General features: G+C 66.9%; 13 protein-coding genes. All 13 read right to left on the bottom strand.

Annotated elements, in window-relative coordinates; genetic code table 11:
- Positions 1 to 104: 104 nt before the first annotated feature.
- The 13 genes from murC to dinB all read right to left on the bottom strand — a co-directional run bounded on the left by murC (position 105) and on the right by dinB (position 16,727).
- Positions 105 to 1,598: a UDP-N-acetylmuramate--L-alanine ligase gene (gene murC / locus KKR91_RS06565; protein WP_210230899.1), complete on the bottom strand. Its 1,494-nt coding sequence runs from the start codon at positions 1,596 to 1,598 to the stop codon at positions 105 to 107.
- A complete protein-coding gene (murG, locus tag KKR91_RS06560) occupies positions 1,595 to 2,704 on the bottom strand; it encodes an undecaprenyldiphospho-muramoylpentapeptide beta-N-acetylglucosaminyltransferase (RefSeq protein WP_210230898.1) in 1,110 nt (369 codons plus the stop codon). Before murG ends, murC begins: the two co-directional genes overlap by 4 nt.
- On the bottom strand, positions 2,701 to 4,134 hold the full coding sequence (ftsW, locus tag KKR91_RS06555; RefSeq protein WP_210230897.1) for a putative lipid II flippase FtsW: 1,434 nt from the start codon (positions 4,132 to 4,134) through the stop codon (positions 2,701 to 2,703). The genes murG and ftsW overlap by 4 nt, the downstream gene beginning before the upstream one ends.
- Positions 4,134 to 5,687: a UDP-N-acetylmuramoyl-L-alanine--D-glutamate ligase gene (murD, locus tag KKR91_RS06550; protein WP_210230896.1), complete on the bottom strand. Its 1,554-nt coding sequence runs from the start codon at positions 5,685 to 5,687 to the stop codon at positions 4,134 to 4,136. Before murD ends, ftsW begins: the two co-directional genes overlap by 1 nt.
- Complete coding sequence (gene mraY / locus KKR91_RS06545; RefSeq protein WP_210230895.1) at positions 5,669 to 6,772, bottom strand: phospho-N-acetylmuramoyl-pentapeptide-transferase; 1,104 nt, start codon at positions 6,770 to 6,772, stop codon at positions 5,669 to 5,671. The genes murD and mraY overlap by 19 nt, the downstream gene beginning before the upstream one ends.
- Positions 6,773 to 8,290 carry a UDP-N-acetylmuramoyl-tripeptide--D-alanyl-D-alanine ligase gene (locus KKR91_RS06540; protein ID WP_210230894.1) on the bottom strand — a complete coding sequence of 506 codons (1,518 nt, stop codon included), beginning with the start codon at positions 8,288 to 8,290 and terminating at the stop codon, positions 6,773 to 6,775. It abuts the gene before it with no gap.
- A gap of 6 nt (positions 8,291 to 8,296) precedes the next feature.
- Positions 8,297 to 9,937, bottom strand: a complete 1,641-nt coding sequence (locus KKR91_RS06535) for a UDP-N-acetylmuramoyl-L-alanyl-D-glutamate--2,6-diaminopimelate ligase (RefSeq protein WP_210230893.1) — start codon at positions 9,935 to 9,937, stop codon at positions 8,297 to 8,299.
- A 142-nt stretch (positions 9,938 to 10,079) separates the two neighbouring features.
- A complete protein-coding gene (locus KKR91_RS06530) occupies positions 10,080 to 11,873 on the bottom strand; it encodes a peptidoglycan D,D-transpeptidase FtsI family protein (protein WP_237687520.1) in 1,794 nt (597 codons plus the stop codon).
- A 29-nt stretch (positions 11,874 to 11,902) separates the two neighbouring features.
- Positions 11,903 to 12,634, bottom strand: coding sequence for a cell division protein FtsL (ftsL, locus tag KKR91_RS06525; RefSeq protein ID WP_237687519.1), 732 nt, complete (start codon positions 12,632 to 12,634; stop codon positions 11,903 to 11,905).
- Entirely contained in the window at positions 12,631 to 13,629 is a 999-nt protein-coding gene (rsmH, locus tag KKR91_RS06520; RefSeq protein WP_210230892.1) for a 16S rRNA (cytosine(1402)-N(4))-methyltransferase RsmH, read from the bottom strand. The genes ftsL and rsmH overlap by 4 nt, the downstream gene beginning before the upstream one ends.
- Before the next feature lie 196 nt (positions 13,630 to 13,825).
- A complete protein-coding gene (mraZ, locus tag KKR91_RS06515) occupies positions 13,826 to 14,257 on the bottom strand; it encodes a division/cell wall cluster transcriptional repressor MraZ (protein WP_210230891.1) in 432 nt (143 codons plus the stop codon).
- Positions 14,258 to 14,864: 607 nt separating this feature from the next.
- Positions 14,865 to 15,248 (bottom strand): DUF3040 domain-containing protein, encoded by a 384-nt coding sequence (locus tag KKR91_RS06510; protein ID WP_210230890.1) that lies wholly within the window; start codon positions 15,246 to 15,248, stop codon positions 14,865 to 14,867.
- 231 nt (positions 15,249 to 15,479) lie between these two features.
- Positions 15,480 to 16,727 (bottom strand): DNA polymerase IV, encoded by a 1,248-nt coding sequence (gene dinB, locus KKR91_RS06505; protein ID WP_273544944.1) that lies wholly within the window; start codon positions 16,725 to 16,727, stop codon positions 15,480 to 15,482.
- Positions 16,728 to 16,752 lie beyond the last annotated feature (25 nt).

The following is a 16,752-nucleotide window of genomic DNA, read 5'->3' as shown; positions in this document are numbered from 1 at the left end:
CGGTTGACCCGGACGGTGTGGAGTGCGTGGACGGCGCGGACGGCGTGCGCCGCCACGTGCCGGACCCGGGCACGGCATCCACGGGTGGCCGGCGCGGTTTCCGGCTACCCACGGTGCCCGTCCCGCGGAGCCGGCCGGCCGGCGTCGTGGGCATGAGCGCGAACGCCGGCGTCAGCGGAATCCGCGCCGGGAACACCGGGTGCGGCAGCGTCGTCGCGGGAGAGTTCATTGATGAAGTCAGCACCGTACTGCGTGACGTCGCCGGCACCCACGGTAAGGATGATGTCCCCCGGTTCCACCCGCCGGCAGATGTCCTTGACCGCCTGGGCTGCATCGGGGGCATAGCCTCCGGGACGGTTGACGCGGGAGCTGATCAGCTCGCTGGTGACGCCGTCCACCGGGTCTTCCCGCGCTGCGTAAATGTCCAGCACCGTGGCGGTGTCCGCCAGTTCCAGGGCGGAAGCGAATTCTCCGGCGAACGCCAGCGTGCGGCTGAACAGATGGGGCTGGAACAGGACATGCACGCGGTGCTCCCCCGCGACGGTCCGCGCGGCCTGCAGGGCGGCTACCACCTCGGTGGGATGGTGGGCATAGTCGTCAAAGACCCGGACCCCGCGCACGGCGCCCTTTGATTCGAACCGCCGGGCGGCACCGGAAAACACCGAGAGTCCCTCCGCAGCCAGCGCCGGATCCACGCCGAGCCCCAGGCCGACGGCGAAGGCCGCCGCCGCATTGCGGATGTTGTGCGCTCCGGGCACGAGCAGCCGCAGCTCCTGTTCGCAGTCCAGCCCGTCGAGGCTGAAGCGGAGCACCGAAACGGAACCGCTGCCCACCGCACGGGTGTCGGTGATCCGGATGTCGGCACTCTCGCCGTAGCCGTAGGTGCAGACCCGGGCGGCTCCGGAGCGTCCGGCCACGGCCACGGCGCCGGGATCGTCGGCGCAGGCAACGAGCAGGCCGTCGGCGGGCAGCAGCCGGACAAACCGGTCAAAGGAGGCGAAGACCGCTTCCTCGGTGCCGTAATGGTCCAGGTGGTCTGCCTCGACATTGGTGATGACGGTGATCCGGGGCGAGTAGTTCAGGAAGGACCCGTCCGATTCGTCGGCCTCGGCCACAAACACGCTGCCGGTGCCCAGGGCAGCGTTGACGCCCAGGGCCGCCACGTCGCCGCCGATGGCGAAGGACGGATCGCGCCCGGCTTCGCGCAGCAGCACGGTCACCATGGCCGTGGTGGTGGTCTTGCCGTGCGTTCCGGCCACCGCCACCACGTCCTGGCCGTCCATGGCCGCAGCCAGTGCTTCGGAGCGGTGGATGACCCGCAGACCCAGGGCGCGGGCGCGGGCCAGTTCGGGGTTGTCGGGCCGGATAGCGGTGGACACCACCACGGTGTCCGCGTCCGTGACGTTTTCGGGCTGCTGGCCCACAAAGACATCGGCACCCAGGAGCTCCAGGGCGCGGAGTCCGGGCGAATCCCGGGAGTCGGAGCCTGAGACACTCACGCCCTGGCCCAGCATGACCCGGGCCACTGCCGACATGCCTGCCCCGCCGAGGCCGATGAAGTGCACCCGTCCGAGGTCCGAAAGCTTTAGCGTGCTCATGCCTGTGACCTTACGTTTGCATCGAAAATGAACTCCGCCATGCGCCGGTCGGCGTCGCGGATCCCCTGCGCGGCAGAGGCGGCCGCCATCTTTTCCAGCGCGGGAGCGTCCGCCAGCAAAGGTATCAGCCGGTTCAGGATCCACTCAGCGGTGAAGAGCGAGTCAGCTACCACGAGCGCTCCCCCGCCGGCCACGAGCCCGGCCGCGTTCAGTGCCTGCTCGCCGTTGCCGTGCGGCAGCGGCACCAGCACGGCGGGCAGGCCCACGGCGCTGATTTCGCATACGGTTCCGGCTCCGGACCGGGCCAGCAGCAGGTCGGCGGCGGCGTACGCCTGTTCCATGCCGTCCACGTACTCGACCTGCCGGTACAGCGGCGCCGCCAGCTTGGCGCCGTCGGCGGTTTTCAGCTCTTTGCCCCGGCCGGTGATGTGCAGCGTCTGGATGCCTGCCGCCGCCAGGGCGGGCAGGGACTCCTGGACGGCCCGGTTGATGCTCGCAGCGCCGGAGGATCCGCCGGTGACCACCAGGGTGGGCAGATCCGGTCGCAGGCCGAGGGCCGCGCGCGCGGCCGGCTGCGCGGCCCTCCGGTCCAGGCCGGAGATTTCCCTGCGCATGGGCATGCCCACCAGGCGGGCGCCCGGCAGTTTGGTTTCGGCAAATGCCGTGCCGACGACGGCGGCGAACCGGGCGCCCACGCGGTTGGCCAGGCCCGGACGGGCGTTGGCTTCATGGACGATGACCGGCAGCTTCCGGCGGCGTGCAGCCAGGTACACCGGCGTGCAGACGTAGCCGCCCACGCCCACAACGACGTCGGCCCCTGCCTCGTCGAGGATATCCCCTGCCTGCCGGACGGCAGCCAGCAGCCGGCCGGGCAGCCGGAGGAGGTCGCCGCTGGGCCTGCGCGGCATGGGAACCCGGTCGATGACGGCCAGCTCAAACCCGGCGGCGGGCACCAGCCGGGTTTCCATCCCGGCTGCAGTGCCCACGACCTTGATGCTGGTCCCGGGCGCGGACTCCCGGACGGCGTTGGCTACGGCAAGGAGCGGGCTGATATGCCCGGCAGTGCCGCCTCCGGCCAGGACAAGGGAAAGGGGACGTTGCGTCATGGAGCTGATGGTTCACTTTCGGGACGTTGGTGTTCGGGGACTTTGCGGGCAAAGGAGAGCAGGACCCCGATGGCCATCAGGGTGATGGTCAGGGAGGAGCCGCCATAGGAGATGAACGGCAGCGGAACGCCGATCACCGGCAGCAGGCCGGTCACCATGGCAATGTTCACGAAGGCCTGGCCGATGATCCAGACCAGGATCGATCCGCAGACGATCCGGATGAACGGGTCGGTGTGGCGCATGGTCATGCGGATGGTGGCCACGGCCAGGACGCCGAAGAGCAGCACGATCAGGAGGGTCCCGAGCAGCCCGAATTCCTCACCGATGATGGCGAAGATGAAGTCATTGTGCGCTTCGGGGATCCAGCTCCATTTCTGCCTGCTCTGGCCGATGCCCACGCCGAACCAGCCGCCGGAGGCCAGGGCGTACATGCCGGCGTTGGCCTGGTCACAGAGGCCTCCGCCGCAGTCCAGTTTCAGCCAGGCGCTGATCCGGCTGCTGCGGTTGCTGCTGACCATCGACATCAGGACCGCTGCCCCGGCTCCGGAGGCCACCAGGGCGGCCAGGAACCGCAGCGGCGCCCCGGCGAAGAACAGCGAGGCAATCATGATCATGCCCATGATGATGACCGTGCCCAGGTCCTTGCCGGCCATGACCAGACCGATCAGGACCGCGCCGCCGGGAAGGACCACCGGAATCAGGGCATGCTTCCACTGGGTGAGCAGCTTTTGCTTCTGGGAGAGGACCGAGGCGAACCAGACGGCCATGGCCAGCTTGGCGGCCTCGGAGGGCTGGCCGCCGACGCCGCCGATCTCGATCCAGTTCCGGTTGCCGTTGACCTCCTTGCCGACGCCGGGCACAAGGACCGCCACGAGCAGGACGATCGCCAGGATCATCAGGAACCAGGCCAGTTTTTTGTACCCGTTGGGGCCCAGCCGTGACAGGCCGAACATAGCGGCGATGCCGAAGCCGGCAAACATGGCCTGCTTGACGAAGAAGTTGAAGGTGTTTCCCGCGGATTCCCCGGCGGAGGCGGCAATGGACTCCACCGAGGACGCCGAGAGCACCATCATCAGGCCGATAGCGGTCAGCGCCAGGGCGGCACCGAGGATGGTGTAGTACGCCGAGCCGGTGGCGCTGCGCCGGCTGCCTTCCAGCAGGACGATGCCACGCTCGAAGAGCGACGGCTTTTTACCCGGCTCCGCTGACGCGCCGGCACCGCGCCGGGAACCGGCCGGGGTGCCGGACGCAGGTTTACGCGTGCCGGAAGTGCGCGTGCCGGACGTTCCGGTGGCTGAGGTGCCACCGGCCGACGTCCCGGATGCCGGCGCCCTGGATGGACCGGTTGTCCCGGGTGTCCCGCCGGAAGCTGCCGGACGGTTGGTCCGAAGCACCGGTTTGCGGGGTTTCCCCGGGGACGTGGTGGCCATTACGGCTCCTTAGGAGTGGGCGCCTGTCCTTCCACGTACCCGCGGACGGCTTCGATGAAAGCCCCGCCGCGGTGTGCGTAGGAGGCAAACTGGTCCATGGACGCCGCGGCAGGGGCCATGAGGACGGTGTCCCCCGGCTGTGCCTGGGCTGCGGCTGCCGCGACGGCCAAAGCCATCACTTCATCACCGCTGACCGTGGGCACTGATGCATGTTTCCCACCAGTGTGGGGCGGAACGGCGTCGATCACCCGGACCTCGGGCGCGTGTCGCGCCAATGCGCTGCGCAGGTCGGCTGAATCGGCACCAATCAGGATGACTGAGCGCAGCCGCGACGCGTGGCTGCGGATCAGGTCGTCGTAGCTCACGCCCTTGGACAGTCCGCCGGCGATCCAGACGACGGATCCGAAGGAAGCCAGTGACGCGGCTGCAGCGTGTGGGTTGGTGGCCTTGGAGTCGTTGACCCACAGGACGTCGTTCAGGCGGGCAACCGGCTGGATCCGGTGGTCTCCGGGTTCATAGTTCCGCAGCCCGTCGCGGACGGCGATGGGCTCCACGCCGTACGCCCTGACGAGGGCGGCCGCGGCAAGGGCGTTGGCGACGGTGTGCCGCGGCGCGTGCTCGCCCAGGTCAGCCAGGGACGCCAGTTCCGCGGCGGAATCCTTCCGTTGTTCAATGAACGCGCGGTCCACGAGCAGGTTTTCGACCATGCCCACCATGGACACTGCCGGCATGCCGGTGGTGAAGCCCACGGCGCGGCAGCCTTCAACGACGTCGGCGTCCTCGACCATGCGCTCGGTCTCGGACTGGTCGGCGTTATAGATGCACGCCACCTTGGTGTTGGCGTAGATCTTCGCCTTGTCCGCGAGGTAGCCCTCATAGGAGCCGTGCCAGTCCACATGGTCTTCGGCCACGTTCAGGCACACGCTCGCCAGCGGCGAGAGCGAGGAGGACCAGTGCAGCTGGAAGCTGGAGAGTTCAACGGCAATGACGTCGTAGCCCTGCGGATCGCGGATTGCGTCCAGGATCGGGGTTCCCACGTTTCCGGCGGCAATGGCCCGCAGGCCGGCGGCCCGCAGCATGCTTTCGGTCATGGTGACGGTAGTGGTCTTGCCGTTGGTTCCCGTGATGGTGAGCCATTCCGCGGTCTTGCGGCCTTCGCGGACCCGGACCCGCCAGGCCAGTTCCACATCGCCCCACACCGGGATTCCGGCGTCGGCGGCGGCGGCCATGAGCGGGTGGGTCGGGCTGAAACCGGGCGAGGTGACCACCAGTTCGGCAGGTTCGCCGTCGACCAGGGGCAGCGCCCCGGCGTGGGCTTGCCCCAGCAGGACGTCGGCGGCACCAACGATCCGCAGCGTGTCCGCCTTGGCACGGTTCTCTTCGGTGTCCTTGGCGTCCACCACAACGACGCGGGCACCGAGCTCGATCAGGGTGTCGGCCGCCGAGAAACCGGACAGGCCGATGCCGGTGACCACTACGCGCAGGCCGTTCCAGGCGGCGTCCCAGGTGGTCAGCTCATCCAGGCGTGAGGTGCTCAATTGCCCACCACCCATTCTCCGTAGAAGAGTCCCAGGGCCACGGCGACGCAGAGCCCGGCCACAATCCAGAACCGGACCACCACCGTCACTTCGGCCCAGCCCTTGAGTTCGAAGTGGTGCTGCAGCGGGGCCATCTTGAACACGCGCTTGCCGCCGCTGAGTTTGAAGTAGCCGACCTGGATGATGACCGAGAGCGTGATGATCACGAAGAGGCCGGCCAGGATCACCAGCAGCAGTTCGGTGCGGGAGAGGATGGCGAAGGCTGCGATGGCGCCGCCGATGGCCAGCGATCCGGTGTCGCCCATAAAGATCTTGGCCGGTGAGGTGTTCCACCAGAGGAAGCCCACCAGCGCGCCGGCGAGGGCACCTGCAAGCAGCGCCAGATCCATCGGGTCGCGGACCTCATAGCAGACGGCTCCGGAGCGGGGCGCGCCACAGCTCTGGTTGGACTGCCAGATGCCCATCAGGAAGTAGGCGCCGAACACGAGGATGGACGCGCCGGCTGCCAGGCCGTCGAGCCCGTCGGCCAGGTTCACGCCGTTGGTGGTGCCGGTGATGATCAGGTTCGCCCACAGGATGAAGAGGATGGCTCCGATCAGGGTGCCGGCGAAGGCCAGGTCGATGCCGGTGTCCCGGATGAAGGAAATCTCCGTGGAGGCCGGGGTCCGGCCCTGGCTGTTGGGGAAGTTCAGGGCCAGGATGGCGAACGTGACCCCCACCAGGGTCTGCAGGATGATCTTGGCCTTGGCGTTCAGCCCGAGGCTGCGCTGGCGGGAGATCTTGGTGTAGTCGTCGATAAAGCCCACCAGTCCCATCCCGACCATCAGGAACAGGACCAGGAGACCGGACACCGAGGGCCCGAAGGTCCCCGGGTTGATGATGGGGCTGATCAGGTGGGTAATGAAGTAGGACGCCACCACGGAGGCCACGATGACGGCGCCGCCCATAGTCGGCGTGCCGCGCTTGGTGTGGTGCGAGGTGGGGCCGTCGTCCCGGACGAACTGTCCGTAGCTTTTGCGGACGAGGAACCGGATGAACAGCGGGGTGCCGATGAAGGCGAAGACCAGGGCCAGTGATGACCCGATGAGCAGGGATACCACTTACTGGACGCCTCCGGCTTCCCCGGCGAGGTCCGGGCTGGTCTGCTGCGGCGCGGAGGCCGGCAGGGAGGTTGAAGATGGGGCGTTCAAAGCTATCCGATCACCGAGGTGGCGCAGGGCTGCGCCGTTGGAGGATTTGAAAAGGACCAGGTCACCGGGTTCCAGGGCGGATTCCAGGAGGCGTTCGGCGTCTTCGGCGGTCTCGACGAAAACGGATTCGTCCCCCCAGGAGCCTTCCATCACGGCACCGGTATGCATGGCGCGCGCGCCGGTACCCACAACGATCAGGTGGGAGATATTCAGGCGGACCACATAGCGGCCCACGGCGTCGTGCTCGGTGACTGATGAGTCGCCCAGCTCGAGCATCTCCCCCAGCACCGCCCAGGTGCGCCGGCCCCGGCCCAGTTCGGCCAGGGTGCGCAGGGCGGCCCGCATGGATTCGGGGTTGGCGTTGTAGGCGTCGTTGATGACGGTGACGCCGTCCTCGCGGTCGGTGCGTTCCATCCGCCAGCGGCTGGCGGCCTTCTGCCCGGACAGGCCGGCGGCGATCCGGTCACCGGGAACACCGGCGGCGTGTGCCGCTGCTGCGGCGGCCAGGAGGTTTGCGGTGTGGTGCGCGCCGATCAGGCCCGATTCCACCGGGGCTTCGCTTCCGTCAGGGAAGCGGAGGGTGAACACCGGGTGTCCGAGCGCATCGGTACGGGCGTCAACGGCCCGCAGCGCTGCCTTGGCTCCGTGCGCCTGCTCGGGTGAGGAGGTGAAGTAGAGGATCTCCACGCCGGCAGCGACCCTCTTGGCCATGGCTGCCACGCGGATGTCGTCGGCGTTCAGGACAGCGGTGCCGCCCGCAGCCAGCGCCTCGACCAGTTCGCCCTTGGCCTTGGCGATGTTTTCCACGCCGCCGAATTCACCGGCGTGGGCGGAACCCACGCAGAGGACGACGCCGATGTCGGGTTTGACCATCGAGGCCAGGTATTCGATGTGGCCGATGCCGGTGGCACCCATTTCCACGATCAGGTAGCGGGTGCCGTATCCGGCGCCGAAGATGGTCAGCGGAACCCCCACCTCGCCGTTATAGGAGCCGGTGGGAGCCACGGTTTCGCCTTCGGCACGCAGGATCCCGGCCAGCAGGTCCTTGGTGGTGGTCTTGCCTGCCGAGCCGGTGATGCCGATGACGGTCAGCGGAGCGTTGGCCCGCAGCCGCCTCACGATCTCGCCGGCAAGGGCGCCCATGGCCAGGACGGCGTCGGGGACCAGCACCGCCGGGTAGGGGGCGCCGGACGGGTCCTGGACCACGCGCTCTACCAGGGCCAGCACCGCGCCGCGGGCGAAGGCTGCCTCCACGAAGAGGTGTCCGTCGGAGTGTTCTCCGGGTTTGGCGATGAAGAGGGACCCCGGGGATGCTTCCCTGGAATCGGTGATGGCCGAGTCAACGATCGTCCCGGGTGCCTCTGCGGCCCCGCCGATCAGTTGGCCGCCAGTGATAGCCGCTATGTCTGCTGCACTAAGTTCAATCATGACGATTTAGGACTCTACCCCGTCGCCGGACAGCACAGGGAATCCGTACCTTGTCAAAGCCTGCCTCAGTTCAACGCGGTCGTCGAGGACCAAATTCACTCCTTTTACTTCTTGGAAGACTTCATGTCCACGCCCTGCCACGAGCACCGTATCCTGCGGGCGGGCCAGTGCCACGGCGCGGTCGATCGCGGCGGCACGGGGTGCCACCTCAATGATCTCGCAGGCCAGGGCTTCGTTTTGCCGGGCTTCACGGGCCCCTGCGGAAACGTCCGCACGGATGGCGGCTTCGTCTTCGTCGTGGGGGTCGTCGTCGGTGATGATCACCACGTCCGCCAGGCGGGCGGCAATGGCACCCATCAGCGGCCGCTTGGTCTGGTCACGCTGGCCGGTGGCCCCGAAAACGATGATGACGCGCGGTGCCTCATCCCCGGTTCCGGGCGCGGAGGTATCGGACGCCGGGGCCTCCCGGCGCACGGAGGCCAGGGTGCGGGCCAGTGCATCGGGATTGTGTGCAAAGTCCACGATCGCCGCCGGAGCCGTGCCGACCATCTGCATACGCCCGGGCACCTCCACGGTGAAGGGGTCGCTGTCCAGGGCCTGCTGGAGTTCCGCTGCCGGAACGCCCGAGGCCAGCACCATGAGGGCGGCCAGCGCGGCGTTGGAGACGTTGAAGGTGCCCGGGAGTCCGGTTCCGGTGCGCAGCACGGCGCCGCCCGGCCCGCGCAGCACAAAGCGGTGACCCAGGCCGGCGCGCTCGACGTCGGTGACGCGCCAGTCGGGCTGCGGCCCGGTGTCGTCCGCCGCCGGGCCGGTCGCCAGGGTCCAGACCGGCACCGGAGCAGCGGCGGCCAGTTTGGCGCCCCACTCGTCATCGACGCAGATGACCGCGTGCCGGGCCCGCTCCGGAGTGAACAGGGCAGCCTTGGCCGCGAAGTACTCTTCCATCGACCCGTGCAGGTCCAGATGGTCCTGCGTGAGGTTCGTAAAGCCGGCAACGTCGAAGACCACGCCGTCCACCCGGCGGTAGGAGATGGCGTGCGAGGAGACCTCCATGGCCGCCGCGTCCAGCCCCTTCTGGCGCATCAGGGCCAGCAGTCCGTGCACCTGGGGAGACTCGGGGGTGGTGAGCGTGCTCGCGATGGGCTCTCCGCCGGCGAGGATTTCAATGGTGCCGATGAGGCCTGTGCTCTTGCCGAGGGCACCGAGCAGGGAGTTGATGAAGTAGGTGGTTGTCGTCTTGCCGTTGGTGCCGGTGACGCCGAACAGGGTTGGCGCGCTGCCGTCCTGCGGCCTGGACCCGAACACGGCAGCAGCCAGCGGCCCCACCAGGCGGCGGGGATCGGCCGTCACGAAGACCGGGACGGACAACGACCCAAGCCGTTCCGCGCCGTCGGAATCCGTCAGCACCGCAGCGGCACCTGCAGCCGCCGCTGCCTCGGCAAACTGCGCTCCGTGGTGCCGGGCGCCGGGCAGCGCCACGTAAAGGTCCCCGGGCTCCACCTCGAGGGAACTGATCGTGAGGCCGGTCAGCAGGACGTCGCGTGCCGGGCCGGACGCGGCGGCGGGACTGATCACCGGCAGGCCGGCGGCTGCGAGGGCCGCGGCGGTCTCCTGCAGGGAAACCGGGACAACCGCTGACGGACGCATTCCGGATCCCGGCTGCGGCGTTTCACGCTGGTCACTTATAGGCACTGCATAACTCCAGAAAATTGACGTGGTACCCGGAAGGTAAGGACCCGGTACTTTCGGTGGTGGACGACGGCGGTGGCCGGTTCCCGCGCGGCGGAAGTCAGTACTCCACGGGGTACAGCTCCGGTTCCGTGGTTGACGGCGCCACGTTTCGGCTGGTCAGAACCTGTTCCATGACTTTCTGGAAGGTCTTTCCGGGCTCAATCAGTTCCAAGGGGCCCTGCGGCCGCTGGAGCGTCACCACGGCCACGTACTGCGGATCCTCCATGGGTGCAATACCAGCATAGGAGACTGTGTAGCCGTCATAGCCGCCATTGGCCCCGGGGGCTTCGGCGGTGCCGGTCTTGGACCCCACCCGGTACTGCTCCAGCTTGCCGCTGGACCCGGATCCTTCGGCTGTGACGGTTTCGAGCATGTGTTGGACTTCACGGGCTGTTTCCTCCGAAACCACCCGTTTGCCTTCAGCCCGCTCCGTCTTCGTGGTGGTGCCGTCCGCGGCAACGTAACCGTCGATCAGGCTCGGGGCCAGCCGGACGCCGTCGTTCGCGATGGTCTGGTAGACCATCGCCGTATGCAGCGCGGTCTGGGCCAGGCCCTGCCCGAAGAGCACGGTGTACTGCTGGCGCGTGTCCCAGTCCTCCGGCTTGGCCAGGATGCCCTTGGTCTCACCGTTCAGGCCAACATCCAGCTGCTGGCCGATACCGAACTTCCGCATCCAGTCATACCGCTCCTGCGGCGTGAGCTTCTGCCCGATCATCACGGTTCCGGTGTTCATGGACTTGGTGAGGATTCCCGCAGCCGTCATCTGCAGGGTGCCGTGGTCGAAGGCGTCCTTGAAGGTCTGGCCGTCAACGGTGTAGGTATTGGCAATTTCGAACTGCGACTCCGGAGTGATCAGGTCCTCCTCCAGGGCGGCAGCCATGGTGATGACCTTCGTGGTGGAGCCGGGCTCAAACGGAACAGTCACCGACAGCGGCTGCCGGGATTCGGCCGGAGTCAGGCCCGGGTTGTTGGGGTCAACGGTGGTGGATTCGGCCATGGCGATCACCCGTCCGGTCTTGGCCTCGACCACCACCACATTGCCCCACTGCGCCCTGTACTGCGCAACCTGGCTGGCGATGGTCTGCTGGGCGAACCACTGCAGGTCCTGGTCGATGCTCAGCTGGATCGAATCGCCGTCCACCACGGGGGTGTCCTCGTTGGTGGCATACGGGATACGGATGCCGTCGCCGCCGATCTCATAGGTCTTGCTGCCGGCTTTTCCCGCCAGGACATCGTCCTGTGTCAGCTCCAGCCCTTCCTGCGGGCCGTCGGTACCGAGGAAGCCCACGATGGAACCGGCTACCGAGCCGGAGGGATAGGTGCGCAACGTGGTCCGGTCCGCGTAGATCCCGGGGAACTTGACGGCGAGGACTTTCTCCTTGATTTCAGGAGTGACGGTCTTGGCCACGAATTTGAAGGTCGCGTCACCCAGGACGGAGCTGCGCAGGGTCTGGACGTCTTGGCCAAGGATCGCCGAGAGCTCTTTGAACGCCTGGTCGAAGCTGATGTCTTCCAGCTTTCCCTCGGCGTTCCGCCGGGGGTAGGACTGCTCTTCGGCGTAATCATGGGACAGGGTTTGGTTCACGACGACGTCGAAGCGCTCCACGCTGCGCGCGAGGTAGTTTCCATCGGCGTCGAGGATGCTGCCGCGCAGTGGCGGGATGGTCTGTTCGACCAGGCGCTTTTCAACGGCCGCTTCGGCCATGCCCGCCGGATCCACCGCCTGCACCTGGAACAGGCGCACGCCCAGCACGGTGAGCAGCACCAGTGCCAGGATCAGGCCGGTGCGGAGCCTGCCGGTAACGACGGCTACCCTGTGGTTGTCCCTTGTGGGGCCCTGCGCTTTTGCCACAACGTATCCTCGTCACTGCTTGGGTGTTTCTAGTTTCCGCTTCTCTGAACGGGAGCCGGGATGGACCCGCCGTTCAAGTCTGCTTCCTGGTTGGCTGGAGCCGGTTCCACCGGTTCCGTACTACCTGTATCGCCGGCAGCGGCGGCCGCCGCTGCTGCCGCGGCAGCCGCCGCTTCAGTGGCCTCTGCCGCCCGCACTGATTCGGCGGCTGCCGGCGCGGGTTCTGGTTCAGCGGGGGCTACTGCCGGTGCAACCGGCTGGGTCAGCACGTTGGGCGCTGCAATCAGGACCGGTGGAGGTGTTCCCTCCTCGGCGGGGACGGGCGCTCCGGTGACTGCCAGCGTCCGCAGGTCGATGCTTCCGAAGGTCGGGGAGGTGACCATGCCCAGTTCAGCTGCCGTTGCAGCCAGGATCTGGGGCGCCTCGTGGTTTTCCAGTTGCTGGGTCAGGGCTTCATTGCGCTGCGCCAGTTCGGTGCGTTCATTTTGCAGCTGGACCAGCTGGTACTGGCCGCTGGAGACGGAAATATTGAGCAGGAGCACGGCGCCCAGGCCCAGGATCAGGGCGAAGAAGCAGAAAACCACCAGCGGCGCACGCCGGCGGCGTGCCGAAACGGGCACTACTGACAGCGCGGTGCGGCGGCGTGGCTCCGCCGGCGCCGGTGCGGGCGTCCAGTCCAGGGCCCGTGCGGTGTTGCCGTGGGTGGCACGGCGGGCGGCGCTGGCCGCCTCGCGGTGCGGGCGGGTCTGTACCTGCGTCATGAACCTGCCCCGTCGATTGGCATGCGGACCCGTTCCACTGCCCGCAGCTTGGCGGAGGCGGCACGGGGGTTTTCGGCAATCTCTTCATCTGTGGGAACCTCGGTTCCCTTGGTCAGGCGCACCAGCTGGGCCTTGTGCTGCTCCAGTTCCACTGGAAAACCCTTGGGGGCGGAGGACCGTGATCCGGCCGCAAAGATTCCCTTGACGATCTTGTCCTCCAGCGAGTGGTAGGACATGACCACTACTCTGCCGCCGAGGTTCAGGACCGATAGGGAGGCCGGAATGGCGCGTTCGAGGACGTCCAGTTCCTCGTTCACTTCAATCCGGAGAGCTTGGAAGGTCCGCTTGGCGGGGTGTCCCCCGGTGCGTGCGGCACCGGCGGGCACCACGGTGCGGATAGCGTCCACCAGCTCGCCGGTGGTGGTGAAGGGCTTGGTGGCGCGGGTGGAGACTATCGCCGACGCGATCCGGCCGGCGAACTTTTCCTCGCCCCATTTACGGATGATGGCCACCAGCTGTGCCTCGGTGTACGTATTAACGATGTCAGCCGCGGTGCGCCCGCGGCTGACATCCATCCGCATATCCAGCGGTGCATCGTAGGAGTAGGCGAAGCCCCGCTCCCGCTCGTCGAGCTGCAGGGAGGAAACGCCCAGGTCGAAGAGGGCTCCGTCGATGCCGTCAAAACCCAGATCGGTGACGACGTCGGCAATTTCGTCGTAGACGGCGTGCACCAGGTCGGTCCGGTCCTCGAAGGGGGCCAGCCGTTCTCCGGCCAGGGCCAGGGCCTGACGGTCACGGTCAATACCGATGACGTGCAGCTGGGGGAACCGGGTCAGCATGGCTTCGGTGTGGCCACCCATGCCGAGCGTGGCATCCACCACCACTGCCCGGCCGTTCTCCGCCACGGCCCTCTCGATGGACGGCGCCAGGAGGTTGATGCAGCGGTCGCGCAGCACCGGAACGTGCCGGTCCTCGGTGGGCCGTTCTTCGCTCATCTGCTGTCCTTCCGTGGACCGCCGCGTGGTTCTTGAATCAGACCCCCATCCGCGCCTCGCACTGCCTGCGCCTGGCTCCGGGGAAGTGAGCCAGGTGCCGGCCCGTGCGGGGCGGCTGGAGATCTCATGCAAGAAACCGCAGCTGTCCGGTTTCCTATAGGTGGTTGGTGCTGCCGGTAATGCTGGTACTGCTGGCCTAGAAGATGCCGGGTATGGTGTCTTCGTCGGTTTCCGAGAAAGCCGTTTCCTGCGCTTCAAGGTAGGTCTGCCATGCGCCCGCATCCCAGATCTCCGCCCGGGTTCCTGCACCGATCACGGCCAGTTCACGGCCAAGACCGGCGTAGGAACGCAGTGCCGGCGGAATGGTGATCCGGCCCTGCTTGTCCGGGACTTCATCTGAAGCTCCCGACAGAAAAACCCGAATGTAATCACGTGCCTGCCGCGAGGAAAGCGGTGCTTCCCGCATCTGCTCGTGAACCCGTTCGAATTCCTTCTGGCTGAAAACGTAGATGCAGCGTTCCTGGCCCCTGGTCAGGACCAGGCCGTCAGCCAATTCCTCGCGGAACTTGGCCGGCAAAATGAGCCGCCCCTTCTCGTCCAGACGCGGCGAATGAGTTCCGAGGAACATCAGCCACCGCCTGCCCGATTGGAAGTAGTCCATGCCGCATCGCGCTGCTGCATCGCCCTACACTCTTATAGCCTCCACTTTACTCCACTTCACTCCACAGTCAACGATTCAGCGCCCCGGTTTCCGGCGCGCCGCCCCTTTTCTTCCGCGGAACGGCGCGGAACAGTGGCGGTGGAGGCCGGTGGACGCCGGTGGAGGGTGCGGCGGGCCCCCGCACGGACAAGTTTGGACGTCTCGCGGCGGACCTCCGCTGGTGACGGTCAGGACGCGGTTCGGGTGATGGTCCGGGATTCTGGTCCCGGGGCAGTCCCGCCGGTTGCTCCTCTGGCTACAGGGCTCCGGGCAGCCCGCCAGGACGAAACCCGCCGCCGGTTCCTTCACGGAGCAGTATCCGGCACAGCAGTTTGACCTCCCTCAACCACGCCCTTAAATACAAGAGGTACAGAAGCAGGAAAACCAACGCCGCGTTAACGCAAAAAAGACCCGCCACGGCGGGTCTTTTAGGACTGCGGAACTATCGGTTGCGGATATTTACGGTTGTGGACTTTGGGACTGCTGATTCGACTGCTGGAATGACCGGGGAGGAAAATGGAGGCATCCCCGCCGCTTACTGATCGCGCTTGCGCTCATCCCATTTGTTTTCCAAGTTGCTCATGAAGTTCTTGGACGTGCTTGCTTCGCGCTCTTTCCGGCCGGCCGGCGAGTTAGCCGGGACGCCCTTCTTGCCGCGCGTCGTTGCGTAGTAGACACCCGCTCCCATCACCAGGAAGCCCAGAATCCCCAGAATCAGGCTGAACGGAGTGTCCGAAGCGACGCCCCCAAGGAGCAGTCCGATGCCGGCGACTGCCACCAGGGCTCCCAACACTATCCGCCGGGTCGACATCCCGGAGCCTGCCGGGGTGGCCATCGAGTTCGCAAATTTTGGGTCCTCGGCGTGTAATTGCTGCTCCAGCTGGTCCAGCAAGCGCTGCTCGTGTTCCGAGAGTGCCATTACTGCCTCCTTGCGGTCCGAAAATTCCCATGTAACCCAACCAACGTTCCCGGTACCGGGGCGGTTCCCGCCGTCAGAATCCCGATGACTGCGGCGGAGCCCCAAAGCCCTGAGGAACGCCTGGACCGAGGACCCGGACAGAAACGCTGTTGTGCTTACGTCTTAGGATAGGTGCCATCGGGGTCAGGGGAAAGCAGACGGCGATAGTGGGGTAGCCATTCCGCCTAGGGCTTAGCCGCGCTGCACGCCAGGGCCGGGTTCCGGACCCGCAGTCCCACCGGCCCTGCCCCGGCGTGCGGGACCAAGGAGGCGTGCCGGCATGACGCCAAGCTCGCCAAAGCGGGCATTGATCTTGTCCAATGCATCCTCGGCCTGCCGCCAATTGTCGTCGCGGCCATCCAGCGTCAGCTGCACGGCTGCCCCTTCCGCCGCTTCCAGCCGCTCGGCCCGCAGCCCGATCAGGCGCACGCTCATCCGGCGCGGACCCAGCACTGTCAGCAGCGCGCGCGTCTCCTCATAAATCAGCTGGGCGCTGTCCACCGGTTCGCGCAGGGTCCTGGTCCGGGTGAGGGTGGTGAAGTCCGCGTAGCGCAGCTTCAGCGAGACCGCCCGGGTCTGCAATCCCGCAGCACGCAGCCGGGCTGCGGTTTTATGCGCGAGCCGAAGGAGTTCGGTATGCAGGGTGTCGTCGTCGTCCACGTCCCGGGCGAACGTTTCTTCGGCACCGATGCTCTTCTCCCGGCGCACGGGAGTCACTGCCCGCGGATCCCTTCCCCAGGCCAGCTCATAGACGTGCTCACCAGTGGCCCCGAGCAGGCGCTTGAGGACACTCACCGGGGTGCGGGCAACATCTTCAACGGTTGAGATCCCCACCCGGGCCAGGGTTTCGCGGGTTTTGGCCCCTACTCCCCACAGGGCCGAAACGTCCAGGGTGTGCAGATAGGCAACAGTTTCGCTGCGCGGGATCAGCAGCAGCCCGTCCGGCTTGGACCGGGTTGAGGCGATTTTGGCTACGAATTTTGTGGCGGCGATCCCCACGCTGGCGGTGATACCCAGCTCGGCAGCGACGCGCCGGCGGATCAGTTCCCCGATCTCCCGCGGCGGTCCGAGCAGCCGCATCGCTCCGGCAATATCAAGGAACGCCTCATCAACGCTCAGGGGCTCCACCAAGGGAGTAATGGACTCGAAGATGCCCATCAGCCGTCCGGACACCTCGCGGTAATCCTCCTGGTGCGGCTCCAGGACAATGGCCTGCGGACACTGCCGGTACGCCACGGACATGGGCATGGCTGAATGCACGCCATAACGGCGCGCCTCATATGAGGCGGACAGGACAACCGACCGGCCGCCGAGCCCGCCCACGATGATGGGACGGCCTGCCAGCTCGGGGCGTTTAAGCAGCTCAACCGATACATAGAAGGCGTCCATATCCACGTGCATGATGGTGCAGTCGCGGTTTTCTCTGGGGCCGGTGCTCACCCCTACATGGTAGACAACCGGTCCC

This window comes from Arthrobacter jiangjiafuii (assembly GCF_018622995.1).
Classification (GTDB): domain Bacteria; phylum Actinomycetota; class Actinomycetes; order Actinomycetales; family Micrococcaceae; genus Arthrobacter_B; species Arthrobacter_B jiangjiafuii.
Note: the sequence above shows the minus strand (reverse complement) of the source record. Positions and strands in the feature narration are given on the sequence as shown.